16 protein-coding genes and 2 pseudogenes are annotated in these 13410 nt (G+C 34.1%); 9 read left to right on the forward strand and 9 right to left on the reverse strand.

The window, feature by feature from the left end; translation table 11 throughout:
- Positions 1-254 precede the first annotated feature (254 nt).
- Together BMMGA3_RS02245 and BMMGA3_RS02250 are read right to left on the reverse strand one after the other, a co-directional pair.
- Positions 255-1559: an ammonium transporter gene (locus BMMGA3_RS02245; RefSeq protein ID WP_003348193.1), complete on the reverse strand. Its 1305-nt coding sequence runs from the start codon at positions 1557-1559 to the stop codon at positions 255-257.
- A 5-nt stretch (positions 1560-1564) separates the two neighbouring features.
- Complete coding sequence (locus BMMGA3_RS02250) at positions 1565-1924, reverse strand: P-II family nitrogen regulator (RefSeq protein WP_003348192.1); 360 nt, start codon at positions 1922-1924, stop codon at positions 1565-1567.
- A gap of 473 nt (positions 1925-2397) precedes the next feature.
- Between BMMGA3_RS02250 and BMMGA3_RS02255 the strand changes: the two genes are divergently transcribed.
- A complete protein-coding gene (locus BMMGA3_RS02255) occupies positions 2398-2847 on the forward strand; it encodes a hypothetical protein (protein WP_003348191.1) in 450 nt (149 codons plus the stop codon).
- Positions 2848-3418: 571 nt separating this feature from the next.
- A pseudogene (locus BMMGA3_RS02260) lies at positions 3419-3657 on the forward strand (FtsW/RodA/SpoVE family cell cycle protein); the annotation flags it as partial.
- A gap of 72 nt (positions 3658-3729) precedes the next feature.
- Here the strand turns inward: BMMGA3_RS02260 and BMMGA3_RS02265 are convergent.
- Both BMMGA3_RS02265 and BMMGA3_RS02270 read right to left on the reverse strand, forming a co-directional pair.
- Positions 3730-4317: a Ger(x)C family spore germination C-terminal domain-containing protein gene (locus BMMGA3_RS02265; protein WP_003348188.1), complete on the reverse strand. Its 588-nt coding sequence runs from the start codon at positions 4315-4317 to the stop codon at positions 3730-3732.
- Complete coding sequence (locus BMMGA3_RS02270) at positions 4299-4505, reverse strand: hypothetical protein (protein ID WP_003348186.1); 207 nt, start codon at positions 4503-4505, stop codon at positions 4299-4301. The genes BMMGA3_RS02265 and BMMGA3_RS02270 overlap by 19 nt, the downstream gene beginning before the upstream one ends.
- A 427-nt stretch (positions 4506-4932) precedes the next feature.
- Here BMMGA3_RS02270 and BMMGA3_RS02280 point away from each other — a divergent pair, with 427 nt between their 5' ends.
- Positions 4933-5214 (forward strand): hypothetical protein, encoded by a 282-nt coding sequence (locus BMMGA3_RS02280; protein WP_003348182.1) that lies wholly within the window; start codon positions 4933-4935, stop codon positions 5212-5214.
- A gap of 140 nt (positions 5215-5354) precedes the next feature.
- On the opposite strand, the pseudogene BMMGA3_RS18125 reads toward BMMGA3_RS02280, so the two are convergent.
- Positions 5355-5426: pseudogene (locus tag BMMGA3_RS18125) on the reverse strand (lysine transporter LysE); the annotation flags it as partial.
- 487 nt (positions 5427-5913) lie between these two features.
- On the reverse strand, positions 5914-6168 hold the full coding sequence (locus BMMGA3_RS18695) for a site-specific integrase (protein ID WP_003348180.1): 255 nt from the start codon (positions 6166-6168) through the stop codon (positions 5914-5916).
- 68 nt (positions 6169-6236) lie between these two features.
- On the opposite strand from BMMGA3_RS18695, the gene BMMGA3_RS16685 reads away from it, so the two are divergent.
- From BMMGA3_RS16685 to hepT, 4 genes are all read left to right on the forward strand, one after another.
- The gene (locus BMMGA3_RS16685; protein ID WP_003348178.1) at positions 6237-7247 is read left to right on the forward strand and encodes a LysM peptidoglycan-binding domain-containing protein; all 1011 of its coding nucleotides are present in this window, start codon (positions 6237-6239) and stop codon (positions 7245-7247) included.
- 628 nt (positions 7248-7875) lie between these two features.
- The gene (locus BMMGA3_RS02295; protein WP_003348176.1) at positions 7876-8076 is read left to right on the forward strand and encodes a DUF2187 family protein; all 201 of its coding nucleotides are present in this window, start codon (positions 7876-7878) and stop codon (positions 8074-8076) included.
- Between the two features lie 446 nt (positions 8077-8522).
- Positions 8523-8930: a type VII toxin-antitoxin system MntA family adenylyltransferase antitoxin gene (gene mntA / locus BMMGA3_RS02300; protein WP_003348174.1), complete on the forward strand. Its 408-nt coding sequence runs from the start codon at positions 8523-8525 to the stop codon at positions 8928-8930.
- Entirely contained in the window at positions 8920-9324 is a 405-nt protein-coding gene (hepT, locus tag BMMGA3_RS02305; RefSeq protein ID WP_003348173.1) for a type VII toxin-antitoxin system HepT family RNase toxin, read from the forward strand. Before mntA ends, hepT begins: the two co-directional genes overlap by 11 nt.
- Positions 9325-9598: 274 nt before the next feature.
- On the opposite strand, the gene BMMGA3_RS16690 is transcribed toward hepT, so the two are convergent.
- The 3 genes from BMMGA3_RS16690 to BMMGA3_RS02315 all read right to left on the reverse strand — a co-directional run bounded on the left by BMMGA3_RS16690 (position 9599) and on the right by BMMGA3_RS02315 (position 11365).
- Positions 9599-9901: a hypothetical protein gene (locus tag BMMGA3_RS16690; protein WP_050943037.1), complete on the reverse strand. Its 303-nt coding sequence runs from the start codon at positions 9899-9901 to the stop codon at positions 9599-9601.
- Between the two features lie 36 nt (positions 9902-9937).
- Positions 9938-10291: a hypothetical protein gene (locus BMMGA3_RS16695; protein WP_050943036.1), complete on the reverse strand. Its 354-nt coding sequence runs from the start codon at positions 10289-10291 to the stop codon at positions 9938-9940.
- 555 nt (positions 10292-10846) lie between these two features.
- A complete protein-coding gene (locus BMMGA3_RS02315) occupies positions 10847-11365 on the reverse strand; it encodes a DUF3231 family protein (RefSeq protein ID WP_185762556.1) in 519 nt (172 codons plus the stop codon).
- Between the two features lie 211 nt (positions 11366-11576).
- On the opposite strand from BMMGA3_RS02315, the gene BMMGA3_RS02320 reads away from it, so the two are divergent.
- Positions 11577-11816 carry a WGxxGxxG family protein gene (locus tag BMMGA3_RS02320; RefSeq protein WP_003348170.1) on the forward strand — a complete coding sequence of 80 codons (240 nt, stop codon included), beginning with the start codon at positions 11577-11579 and terminating at the stop codon, positions 11814-11816.
- 573 nt (positions 11817-12389) lie between these two features.
- Positions 12390-12650 carry a hypothetical protein gene (locus BMMGA3_RS02325; RefSeq protein WP_003348166.1) on the forward strand — a complete coding sequence of 87 codons (261 nt, stop codon included), beginning with the start codon at positions 12390-12392 and terminating at the stop codon, positions 12648-12650.
- The last annotated feature ends 760 nt before the right edge of the window (positions 12651-13410 follow it).

Here is a 13410-nt window from a genome sequence, read left to right on the forward strand (position 1 = left end):
ACCAAGCTTCTTCAGAAGCCGAAAAGCGTTAATAGATCAACAGAGGAATTAGATTTTAATAAAAAAGAGGCACTTTTAGTTAACAATCGTTGCAGAACCAATATCCTCTAAATAACTAAAAGCCGGATACACCTCTTATCGTGGTGAAATCCGGCTATTTTTTTGCTTGTAGTTGCTTAGCGCCCTCAGTTTTAATTTAAAACTGAGGGCGCTTCAATGTAATGTAATAGCATTTTGTTGATTTAGAAGATGACTTACCTAGGAATTTCTTTACTGTTAACAGGTGCAACGGTTATACCAGTCGTTCCTTCAAAATCATATAAACTAGTAGGTATATCTGTAAAACGTTCTAATTCATTGTAAGCTGGAATACCGTGATAAGACATGTCAAGTCCTTCTTCTTCTTCACGTTCGCTTGCTCGCAAACCAACTGTCATTTCACATACTTTTGCCATAAATGCACCACCGATTAAACCCCAAATAACTACTATTACTGCACCTAATACTTGTATTTTGAAAAGATAGAAATCACCAGTCGTTAAAAGACCTTGAGATTTATCAAACAACCCGACTGCAATGGTTCCAAATACACCGTTGAATCCATGTACAGCTACAGCTCCAACAGGATCATCAACTTTTAAATAGTCAACAAATAAAGTAGCATAAATCACAATCAAACCACTGATTGCTCCAATGATAATTGCGCTCCATTGAGAGACAAAGGCGCATCCTGCCGTTATCGCAACCAAGCCGGATAACACGCCATTGATGGTCATACTTGGGTCAGCTTTTCCGAATTTTTTCATTGTCAGGAATAGAGCAACGGTACCCCCAGCTGCACCCGCAAGCATTGTATTAATAGCAATTGATGAAAGGGCTGTATTGGAAGCATCCAATGTACTACCTGCATTAAAAGCAAACCAACCAAACCATAATATGAAAGCACCGGATGAAGCTAATGGAATGTTACTTGGTGCAAATACGTTGGCACTGCCATCCGAATTAAATCTCCCTTTTCTAGGTCCCAACAGTTTTGCCATTGCAAAAGCAGCAAAGCCGCCTAGCGCATGTATAGCAGCAGAACCAGCAAAATCTTTCATTCCTAATTTTGCTAACCAACCATTGCTGTTCCAAATCCAATGACCTGAAAGTGGATAAATGATGATACAAATAAGTGCTGCTGTTAAAACGTAAGCTTTAAAATTCATACGTTCGGCTACCGCACCTGAAACAATCGAGATACAAGCCACCGCAAATCCCATTTGAAACAGTACAAATGCGGCACTAGGCAAATCAATGGAAAGAGCGATCTTTTCCGGGCTACCAAATAATGTAGTACCAATGATTCCGAATGCGTCTTTTCCAAACATAATGCCAAAACCAATGAGCCAAAAAGCTAAAGCACCTACTGTTAAATCCACAAAAATCTTCATTGTTACATTGACAGCGTTTTTAGTTCGAACAAAACCGGCTTCCAGTAAACTAAATCCGCCTTCCATAAACAGCACCATTGCAGCAGCTAATACAACCCATACTGAATTTAAATACATCAGCTTCATGAAAGTCACCCCTTATGATTAAGTAAATCATCAATATCAAAGTCTGCTGTGCCTGTTCGAATGTTATAGGCTTCTAAAATCGGATAAACGTAAATTTTGCCGTCACCATTTTCTCCGGTTTGAGCAGATTCAAATATCTTTTTAATCGTAGGCTCCACCATATGATCCGAAAGGACAATCTCCAATTTAACTTTTGGATGGAGAGTCACTTGATAATTTTTCCCGCGATAGACTCCCTGAGTATCTTTCTGTTTCCCTCTTCCGACTACCTGGGATACGGTAAAGCCTGTAATTCCTATATTTTTTAACCCTTTAATCGTCTCTGTGAGCCTTTCGGGTCTTATAACCGCCTCAATCTTTTTCATTTAAGCGACACCTCATGTCAGGTTTTCTTACATTATATGATAAATAATATACCAATACTAAAAAATGAGTCAATGGAATAAAAAGTAAATTTAACATATTAGAAGCGCTTATACATTTATCTACAGTCCTATCATGCTTAATGTTAATGTTTTAACCTAAGAAGACCACCTTATCAAAGGCGGTCTTCTCTTTGCTCTCTGTTTTTCGTTCAATTAAACTGTCCGCAGCTAAAGAGGTTTACAGATTATCATAAGTAAAAAATGACTGTTACTAAAAGGAAAAAGAATACAAAGAGGTGGTTAGCGGGTTTAGAATGATAAAAAGGGAGAATGCCCCGTAAAGGGATTAACCTTCTACCCAACGTAATTGATCTGAAAAGGGTAGAAAAATGCACCTAAAGTAAGTTTTCCATTTTTAAGAAAATATGTATATTTTAAGGGTGAAAAAATAACTTTGAGAAAGGGGCTATATTATGAAAAAGGTACTACTCTTTTCATTTATAGTTTTGTTCTCCTTAATGAATTTCAATTCTGAAGTTTATGCTGCAACCCTTAGAGCCAAAAGTACAATTATTATTGATGATGCTCCTGATGGTAAAGTTTATACAACTAGAAAAGTATGGGTTCCTAAAGGTGGATATTTAGGGGTATATGGCCAAAATAACAATTCTGATCTAGGGTATACTTGGTTAATTTTCAGAGTCTATAGAGATGATGGAAAAGACGTTACCAGTCAATTTTGGAAGCCAAGTTCAACTTCTGGTGAGTATTTTCTCAATGAAGGTGATAAGAGAATAGTAAATAAACGAGTTGGCCCAATTAGAGAAGGACATAGTTATTATATCTGGGCTAAATGTGAATTTAGATACGCTCCAATTGGAACGGATTGCGACGGGAGTTTCACTGTTAGTAGTTGGTATTAAGGACTTTGGTGGAAAATGTTATCTTAACCTTATGGAAAGAGACAAAATTTTATGTCTTATAGTGAATTCATGATAAAGTTAAGGTAACAATCAAAAAAACAGTTCCTTTTCGGACTTCTAAAGCCCCGAAATGAACCCTTTTTCTCCCAAAGGGTTTGTTTAATTGGAAGACTTTTAAAGGTTTAAAAATAATTTACGGACGTTCGTTTAATTTTGTGTACCTTTACGGATGCTGAATTTAAAAGATTAAAAGACAAAAATGAAAGCAGCCGATACGGCTGCTATGATTGTTATTTTTTCCTTTTGTCTTCCGGATCTGGATGGAAGCTAAGACGACTATTCAATCAGTTAAGGGGTAAAAAACTTTTTTGTTAATAAACTACTTTGTAACAGGAAAAAACTTTTTTTGCTAAATCCTTTGACCGATTGCTTATGCATGTTTTTAAGGCAGGGATTGTCCCTGCCTTTTTATAATGGAGAAACAAGAAATAAATTTCCTGATATGTTCTGAAATAACCCTCTAATGCATTGGTGGAATGACCAAAAATAATTAAAATTATCCTTAACGATAATCGCAATGGAAACGAAAAACGACTTTTACACATATGTGTGCGTAGGAGTTATTAGCATGATCACGTTTCACGTCTTTAAAAACATCGGGATGACCATCGAACTTCTGCCGATTACTGGAATTCCGCTGCCGTTTGTCAGCTACGGGGGAAGCTCATTAATGGCAACATGCTCGCAGTCGGCCTCATATTTTCAATCCGTTATCACAATAAAAAGTACATGTTTTCAACGACAGTATAAGAAAAGCGAAGGGAAAGTCCTTCGCTTCATTTAATAAACGGGCAGTAAAACTCCAACTAAGGGAAATTTACTTTATTCAATGACTCCTTCTTCGGTAATAATGACTTTTGTATTTACATCGACTGTCAGGTTTTGATATTCATCTTCCCACTTTGAAAAATCAAAGTTTCTTGTCCTACTTTTGACAAATGCGCCGAATCCGATTGGATCAATGTTTTTTTCTTGAAACCTGGAAATTAACTTTGAACATTGTTCGTTTATGTCTTTTTCCATTGTTTTTTCAATGTTATCCTTTATTTTCCCGGTTAATTGATTTCCGGTATAATCCGTTATTTCACCTTTTAATTTTATGTTTAGTTCGATTTTATATGGATTTCTTCCGATTAACTTCATCTTATGCTTTGATGAAATGATTTCTATCGAAGCTGCATTGCCGTTAGCTCCAACATGAGTGGTACCTTCATTATATTGATCGGTCATTAATTTAAAGAAAAATAATTTATCAACGGAAAGCTCATCGACTACTTTGTCTTCTTTGAATAAGCAGAGTCCGTTAATTTCGACCTTTTTTTTATTACTTTTTTTTATAAGAGGCAAGTAACCGTCTTTGCCTTTTTGATAATAATCCGATAAGAAAATCTTTAAATTGGATTCAGGCAAATCTTGGTGATCCATGTTATGTTGAAATAGGCGGGCCAGGTAAACGGCATTTCCTCTGTTCCCGTATTCACCTTCAAGATTGCATACAAAACATCAAACACAATATATGTACAAGGTAATTCTTCAGCAATCCGTTTTATTTTTTGCTCCTGTTTTAATTGGAACCGATCCATCGCCAATTCCCACATATCCCTTTTTCCTCGGGATCATAAACAATGAGTTCTCCATCCAGGATTACATCGTTATCAAAGGATAAGGTTTCTAATTCAGGAAACGCCCTAGTGCAATTTGTCCGATGTCTGGTAAAACACTGAATTCCTTTATTTTTTTAGGGATTAATTCTAATTGAATACCGTCTGTCTTCCATTCGATTATCCAATCTCCATCAGAAAAAGGCTCACTTGGAGTTAAAAGAATTGACCAAATAAATTCAAAACTTTTAAACATTCAGTATATTACTAATATTCAGTAATATAGAAATCATATTCAAATATATATCATTAATTACATATTCATGCAAAAATTATAGTTATTCACCAAATGATAGTACCCAAATTCTTACAATAAGTTACAATATTCTTGCCGGCAAAAAAAAATTGGGAGGTGAAAAAAGAAATGTTTTATAGTTTATTTACGACTGGAAGTGTTAGTTATACTTATGTAGCTAACAAGATTGTTGATGCATTGGTTGGATTAGTTCCAGGTATGGATGCTCGAGCAATTGCGGCTTCTATTGCTTATAAACTTAAAGTAATAGCAAGATCAACAGACGGATTTTCCTGGACAGATCTCGGCGGTATCATAGTTGATTTAGCAAGGTTCATTGCAGACTTAGTTCCAGATGCCAAGTTTTCTAAAATCGTAGGAATTCTTTGGGATTTAGCGCAATTGCTATAATACTTTAATATCTCCTTGTATAAAAATAGCCAAGTGATCCTCTATGGATTATTTGGCTATTTTTACTTTTAACTATAGCTGGTAAATATGATTGAAAAAAAAAGCTACTACGTATCTTTACATAAACATTATCTGTTTTCATATATACCGATCCAAAAAATAATATTGAGTGGATTGGATATTGCGATTAAAAATCCCGATATAGATGACTTAGATTTACTTTCTTTTTGTCTAAATGGTATTATCCATAAAAAACTATACTATCTATAAAATGGTATAATTATAGAAGGATAGTTTTTTTGACTGATAGTATCAGTATGTCCAAGATTTAGAGATTAATTCAATTGTCTTGAAGTTCTTGCACCAGAACCTAAAATAAAATGTTTTTAACGATTTCATTTGATTCCAAATTCTTTCTTCATATATTCTTCAAAGTGTTGATCAATGTATTCTTCGATAAAACGATCCCTTTTGTTAACATCTTCAATTTTACTAAATAGCCCTACCCTCTTAAGTCGTTCTGATTCTGGTTTTTGTTCCCACTGCTTTAGTGCTGCTCGTTTTAAAGCAGATAAATTTGTGTGAATATATTCCGAATAAAAAACATATACCGCATAATGTTGCCTTGGGTTATATGGGCTAAACTTGTTAAACGAGACATCATTTTAGAAGAATATTCGGAACCTATCGGCAAAGAAATTACCCCGCATGATTTACGGCATTTCTTTTTAGGTTCAACGCTTCAGAAATTCGCAATCCCGCATAAGCCAAAAGAGTAACCAATGCATAGTTTCGTTTGTTTTCGCTATCTAATACCAACTTATGGAATTTCCGATGTCCTTTTGCAATACAATCGCCATGTTTATTAAGTTTTTTTGAGGTTGCTTTAAATGTTGTAACATTATTATCTACCCATGTAAGAATCTTAATAGAATTAGCATAAATGTTACCCATTCTTTCAATGAATTCCCTCTTCTCTATGTTAATATAATGCCAAGCCAGTTTTTCAGGAGGTATTTTTTATGGGAAAGGCAAGCATGAAGAAGTGGTTATTTGCTTCTGCAGCATCTTTATCAATTCTTGCAGCACAAGGAACAGTAGATGCAGCAGCTCCACATAAAGTGGTGAAAGGAGATACTTTATGGGAGCTTGCTAAACAAAATGGGATAACAGTTGATGAATTAAAAAATGCGAATAATCGTCAAAATGATATGATATACGTTGGCGAAACATTAACTATTCCTAATCATACAGTAGCTCAATCAAGCAGTTCTACTGTACATAAAGTGGTGAAAGGAGATACTTTATGGGAGCTTGCTAAACAAAATGGGATAACAGTTGATGAATTAAAAAAAGTGAATAATCGTCAAAATGATATGATATACGCTGGCGAAACATTAACTATTCCTAATCATACAGTAGCCCAATCAAGCAGTTCTACTGTACATAAAGTGGTGAAAGGAGATACTTTATGGGAGCTTGCTAAACAATATGGAGTAACAGTGGAAGGACTAAAAGTAGTGAATCATTTACAAAATGACACTATTTATATTGGACAAACTTTAACTATTGGAAATGGTTCGTCTTCCGCTGAAGCACAAATGGCTCAGCCTGCTGAACCGGCAGTAAATAAGCCGCCAGCTCCATCTCAGTCTTTGAATATTTCAGCTGAAGATAAAGACTTATTGTCCAGATTAGTAGAGGCAGAAGCGAAAGGTGAGCCGCATGAAGGAAAAGTAGCAGTAGCGATGGTTGTATTAAATCGTGTTGCTTCTCCAGAGTTCCCAAATTCTATTCATGATGTCATCTATCAGAAGTTAGAAAACGGTGAATATCAATTTACACCTGTAGCAAATGGAGCCATTAATCAGCCTGCATCTGATGATTCAAAACGGGCGGTGAATGAAGCACTAGCCAGTCAAAATCATACAATTGATGCTCTTTATTTTTACAACCCACGAATCGCAAACAATGATTGGCAGAAAACACGACAAGTAACAGCCATTATTGGAAACCATGTATTCGCCAAATAAATACTGACAATTAGGCTCTGGTGCAAAAACGAACATAGAGTGTCAGTTTCCTCTAAATTGATGCTGACCTTTTCTGTTCCCATGATTACCGATAATCCAGACCTTATGATCCATTTGAATGGGGATCGAGGATACGGGAAGGCTTAGTATTGAGTCTGTTGTACTCATTTAAAATGGTTTTCACAGTATCTATTTGGCATTTGTTCTATGCATTTAAACCATCAAAGTGATTTTCAGCTGAAGTCGGCTCATTATATTAACTATTTTATAATAAGTAGTAAGCTTTTGATTGCTCGATAACCAAAATTCATACCAAACCCAACTAAGACTATTCCGGCAATGACAGATAACCATTTTAAGAAACGCTGATTAGCTAATTTTTCGTTCAAAATGGACTGAAGAAGCAACGGTTAAATCCCAAACAGTAATTCCAATGGAAAAATCTTTAGTAGAAGAAAGTGTAACTCAACGCTTCGATGGGATATACATTAACAGTGATATTTGAATTTGAACAATGGGACAGCCGCAAGTATGAAGGTTGAATGCCTTCCTATTTGTGGATTGTTTTTTATGTGGAAATTAAAATACATATTTTTTGTTGATTAAAAAATGAGCAGGAGTGAAAAAGGTGGCTAGGACTAAAGCTAAAATTGGTGATCACATTTTATTTCAAAGGAAAGACCAAATTATCGAAGGTATTGTTGAAATTGTAAGAGAGAATAGCGTGATAATCGAAATATCCCAAGATGCTGCCCAAGAATTGGGTTATGAAACCAATAAAACTGTTGTAAAGCATTCGAATTATGTTGTAAAAAAAGCAACAGCTTAAAGGTGATATTTTGAATAATACGGATTGGCTTCAAAAACTGAGAAACGTTTGGTTTATTGGAATTTTTCTCATAGGTGCCATTGGCTTTTTGACAGTAGTAATACGAGACTAAAACTAAAGGAATAGGTTTTGTTTATAGATGTAAAATAAAGTAATTACCAAATGAAAGAAGGGAGTGTCAAGGCCGATAATAATTTCCTCAAAATCGCCGGTTTAAAATTCCCAAGAAGGATCGTTAAAATTCCTTCTGGTTTGTTTTTTTTTTGCAAACGTTTTCCTTAAGTTCGTTTATCCGTTCTTTCACGATAATTATCCTTTCACGACAGTCAGAAGAGATTCCTTTTCACTTCATCCAAAGTTTGCGTTAAATTCTAATTTTACGAAAATATAGTGAACAAAACAAATGTTTGTTATAATATAAGAATATATATGGAGGTTTTTAAACATTGAGTAAAAATATAGAACAGATCATTATGGATATTTTAAATGAAAGACTATCACCATCTTTAGTATTTTTGTTTGGGTCAACTGTCAAAGAATTTACTCATAAAGGTAGCGATATCGATATTGCATTTCTTAGTGATGAAAAAGAATTAGACAAATACGAAATATTTATGATCGCACAAGAGTTAGCATCCAAACTAAACCGAGATGTTGATTTAATTGACCTAAATCAAGCGAGTACGGTATTACAGGCTCAAATTGTTTCAACAGGTAAAATAATATATTGTACTGATGAACGGAAAAAAGCTGCGTTCGAACTAAAAGCTTTAAAAATGTACGCAAAATTGAACGAAGAGCGCTCTCCTATATTGAAAAATATAGATGAAAGTGGGTCTATTTATGAAAAATGATGTTATCTTAAATAAAATCAGTATTATTGAGCGATGTATTAAGCGTATCAATGAAGAATATGCTGATAACCCCAAGAATTTAGAAAACTATACCAAACAAGACTCAATTGTACTAAACCTTCAACGAGCATGTGAAGCTTGTATTGACCTTGCGATGCATATTATAGCGGAGAAAAAACTGGGACTCCCACAAAGTAGTCGAGATGCGTTTACCATTTTAGAAGAAGAAGGTATTATCTCCCCTTCTCTGTCTCATAAAATGAAAGCTATGGTCGGATTTAGGAATATAGCCGTCCATGATTATCAAGAACTTAATTTAGCTATATTACAAAAGATTCTTGATAATCATTTAATAGATTTTATGCATTTTACAAAAACCATCCTTCTTTATTAATAATCTATAGTTAAAAAAATTATGTAAACGAAATTGTATTTCATACAAATTTTAAACAAATTTCAATACAAGGACAGAGACCATTGATACCTTCCTTTCATCAAACGGTTAACATAATCGTATTGGGATGTTAATGTTTCCATTTGAACAAATTTTTCGCTTCGATACCGATCATACCCCTTTTTTATATTATCAGTATGTCCAAGATTTAGAGATTAATTCAATTGTCTTGAAATTTTTGCACCATAACCTAAAATAAAATGTTTTTAACGATTCATTTGATTCCAAATTCTTTCTTCATATATTCTTCAAAGTGTTGATCAATGTATTCTTCGATAAAACGATCCCTTTTGTTAACATCTTCAATTTTACTAAACAGCCCTACCCTCTTAAGTCGTTCTGATTCAGGTTTTTGTTCCCATTGCTTTAGTGCTTCTTGTTTTAAAATCGATTCTACTCGCCTTCTAGTGATTAAATCAGAAATTTGTTGTTGTCTTCTTTTTTGAGATTCTTCTGGATCAGGTAAATGTTTCATGATGTTTTTATATTGTTCTTCTACTTGAACCATATATTGCATAATTAATTTATCGTACTCATCTTTAATTTCCTTTAGCTATGCTCCAGCTACTTCTTCTATCCCCTTTCTCACTTCTTCTACAATCTGGCGCTTTATTATATTTAGATCAAGAACATCATTTTTCGGTTCTTCCTCTATCGGAAACGGACGTAAATCAAAATGATTCTCCAAATCCTCAAAGATGGCATCGAGGGACCATTTTTGCTCCCGTCTTTGTTTAATGAATAAGGCAATCTTTAGATCCAGTTGATCATAAACTTTTTCATTGTTTATCCTGTTTACATAATGAATGTGTTGTTCCTCAAGCTTTTTAAACCACCCGTCAACTGTGTTAATGTGCTTGCCTATTTTTGCTGCAAAATCACTAATTTTAAAAAATTGCTCTTCCATAATCCTACGCCTCCTTATCATTTATAAATTCACGTACTAGATTGCTAGTTTTGTAGTCAATATGTGGAATTAAAAGAACTTGTAGAATACAAATTCTTTAATAGATGTTAACTATATAAAGACCACAATATACATATAGCTTACAAACGTAGTGTTAATCGAGTGTTTCAAATACAATTGTAATAAGCTAAAAACCCCATTCCAATATGGGTTTATCATTGTAAAAGAAATTTTATCAAATTAAGATAATCTCCATAAAAGGTGTTTTATGTTCCTGCAATCAGTTCAATATTTTATTACGTGTGAATTATAGACCTAGACATGTCTATTGAGATATTTCTAAGTATGATTTTTCGTGTAATTAAATCAATTAAGTGGGCTGTTAGTAATAAGAGACGGTGCAACATTTTAATAAGCAGTTCGAGTTTTGCATAAATGGTTAAAATTTGTTTTAAAAAAACAATAATCTGTATATATGGGATTTTCAGCAAGGCTTTCTACCTTCCATATAAAACGAAAAAGCCCCCTGATTTGAGGAGGCTAAATGAAAACTTTTTATACGTGTGTAGGTTCAGGTATTTGTACGTGAAGAGGTGGAGGAATTAACCACCCTTTTTCTTTATTTATCCGTAATAATCTTACTCCATATTGTGCTTTTGTGATATGGAATTGTCCAAACATTATACCAATGTCTTCTCTTATCGACTGACCCATAATTTGACTGCATGCAACTAGTCCAGCTGCTATATCTTTAGATACAGACGCAGCAATTTCAGGGTCACTAAATCTAGCCCCAACAGGAATACTTTCTAATGACGCTGATGGTCTTTCAGGTGGGGAAGGTGGTAGACCAATACCATTGACTTTTAACAAATTTTCAATCTGTTCTATTTCTTGCTTCATAGTTTGAATAGTATCCTCAAGAAACTTTTTAAGGTCAGTATCACCAGCATGGTTAATGAATGTTTGGTACCCAGCTAAATAACCTTTTGTACCAGCTAGATAACTCCAAACACCAAAAACTTCACCATAGTGCATCGGTTCATTTTGTGGATTATCACTTAAAATTCCCATAATTGTCCTCCCTAGTTGAAAAATTTTCATTGAGCGACCTTCCTTTCTCAATGTTTGGTCACATTTTTATAATCCCTAAAAAGAATGACGCTATTCGTCATTTATAATGATGGTTATTAAAGGAATATATAGTATTTTTACATGAGTGGTTTTATAACGAATAGTGTCAAATGAAGCTGGGGAGATTATTTATTAAGAAAGGAGGGAAATCATGAAGAAAAAATTATCCTCTATATTATGTACTTTGACTTTAACTATGGCTTTAGGCATACCTGCCCATGCTGAAGATAATAATAATATGAATAGAGCTAATAACAATAATGAAGTTACGACACGGAATGTAACTACAGCAACAGACACAAATGATAACGATACCAATTGGGAGTGGCTCGGTTTATTAGGGTTATTAGGTTTGTTTGGTCTTAGAAGAAGAGAAAGAGAAGCTCGGTAATACAAAATTTTACCAAGCAGGGATATCTCAACTTGACAACTCGCCCAATAAAAACTAATTACAGCAAGGAGCCACAAATAAGGTCACATAAGAAACGGATTCAATCCATATGTCGATCTGTAATTGCTCTTAAATGTTGTTAGTTTCATAAATTCCATTTTAGAAGCTAATCAAAAAATGTGAAAAAACGTTGATGAATTAATATATGTAATAGGAAGAAACACGTCAAAAAATATGCATCTGCCAACGAGCAGATGCTTTTTTGATAAAATGGAGAATACATTATAAGCTTTGCCAGTTTTAAAAGTTATGGCGTTGGATTTTGCAGTGAATGATGGAGTGTATACAAAAGATTGTTTCATTTCGTTAGAAAGCTAATTTTAGCATACATCTCCATAAAAAAAGGAACTTCTCTTTTTTTATCAAGTGACAAAAGTATAGAACTTCCACGAATGTCCTAGGGCTAGATATTTTGCCTAGTAATTTCATCAAATCCCAATTTTTTTTACATATTTATGTATTAAAAAGGAAACCATATATTTTGTAATCTAATACATATAAGGAGTGAAGAATATGCCACAAAGAATTCAACAAGCTGCACAACAGGCACAACAGGCACTTCAACAAATCCAACAAATTGCTCAACAATTACAACAAAATGAGCAACAAAATGCTCAACAGGCACAACAAGCTCAAGGACAAAATGAAACTCAAATGGGCATGCAATTACAGAACTTTGCACAAAGAGAACAAAATGCCGCTCAACAGTTGCAACAAATTCAACAACTTGCTCAACAATGTGCCCAACAATTACAGCAACAACAGACTTTCTAAAATCAGATATTAAAAATTTAAGAATGAACACATGTAACTAAAAGCTTTTTTGATAAGAAAATCTTAAGTAAGGAAACACCTCTATTCGATCATAGTGTTAATTATGATTGAAGGAGGTGTTTCTTTGTGAAATCATTTTTTACAATATATTTAATTTTTTAGCAAACATTTTTATTTTAATACAGTCATTTAGCTTTTATAAAGTGAATACCTTTCTTGAACACACTTATTTATAATTTTTAGCAGTATCAGTAACTTAATGATTTTTCTAGGAACTTATCTATACAAAAAAATTTGGTGCCCATGGGGGTTCACTTTATCCGTTTTTCCTTTATGCAGGATTTTATACATTGTTGATCAATCTACGTTTGAGCGCGCTTAGCGCCCTAGAGATGTAAAAAAGTGTGGTTTTATCTTAGACCATAGTTACTTTCCAAAATAGTCGAGAAAAGGAATTCTTTTCTTTTTGTTCCACTCTGGCAGTCAGTTCTTTTTTTGATTTTGTATCCACGATCTTTAGACTGTTCTTTATGTAGTCCTGTTTTGAGTACAGAAGCGCTTTCGGGTGACCATTATTCATGAGCCACATCATTGCTACTGGCAAACTATCCGACATCGAAGGTGTCTGCGGACAACTTAGCCCTTTGTTCTTTTTGTAAGATCTCAATATACATTAAGTCTACACTTTTATCTTTTATACATGTTTGGAAAAGGCAAACTGATCCTGATCTCCATAAACAGTTTTGGCATTTGCTAGGAT

This window comes from Bacillus methanolicus MGA3, assembly GCF_000724485.1.
Classification (GTDB): domain Bacteria; phylum Bacillota; class Bacilli; order Bacillales; family Cytobacillaceae; genus Bacillus_Z; species Bacillus_Z methanolicus_A.

Bases quoted from the DNA above. Each gene is read 5' to 3' on its own strand.
- BMMGA3_RS16690 (WP_050943037.1), bottom strand. From the start codon at position 9,901: ATGCAATATATGGTTCAAGTAGAAGAACAATATAAAAACATCATGAAA.
- BMMGA3_RS02250 (WP_003348192.1), bottom strand. From the start codon at position 1,924: ATGAAAAAGATTGAGGCGGTTATAAGACCCGAAAGGCTCACAGAGACG.
- BMMGA3_RS02320 (WP_003348170.1), top strand. From the start codon at position 11,577: ATGAAGAAAAAATTATCCTCTATATTATGTACTTTGACTTTAACTATG.
- BMMGA3_RS16695 (WP_050943036.1), bottom strand. From the start codon at position 10,291: ATGGAAGAGCAATTTTTTAAAATTAGTGATTTTGCAGCAAAAATAGGC.
- BMMGA3_RS02325 (WP_003348166.1), top strand. From the start codon at position 12,390: ATGCCACAAAGAATTCAACAAGCTGCACAACAGGCACAACAGGCACTT.
- BMMGA3_RS02280 (WP_003348182.1), top strand. From the start codon at position 4,933: ATGTTTTATAGTTTATTTACGACTGGAAGTGTTAGTTATACTTATGTA.
- hepT (WP_003348173.1), top strand. From the start codon at position 8,920: ATGAAAAATGATGTTATCTTAAATAAAATCAGTATTATTGAGCGATGT.
- BMMGA3_RS16685 (WP_003348178.1), top strand. From the start codon at position 6,237: ATGGGAAAGGCAAGCATGAAGAAGTGGTTATTTGCTTCTGCAGCATCT.
- BMMGA3_RS02270 (WP_003348186.1), bottom strand. From the start codon at position 4,505: ATGTGGGAATTGGCGATGGATCGGTTCCAATTAAAACAGGAGCAAAAA.
- BMMGA3_RS02245 (WP_003348193.1), bottom strand. From the start codon at position 1,559: ATGAAGCTGATGTATTTAAATTCAGTATGGGTTGTATTAGCTGCTGCA.
- BMMGA3_RS02255 (WP_003348191.1), top strand. From the start codon at position 2,398: ATGAAAAAGGTACTACTCTTTTCATTTATAGTTTTGTTCTCCTTAATG.
- BMMGA3_RS18695 (WP_003348180.1), bottom strand. From the start codon at position 6,168: ATGGGTAACATTTATGCTAATTCTATTAAGATTCTTACATGGGTAGAT.
- BMMGA3_RS02315 (WP_185762556.1), bottom strand. From the start codon at position 11,365: ATGGGAATTTTAAGTGATAATCCACAAAATGAACCGATGCACTATGGT.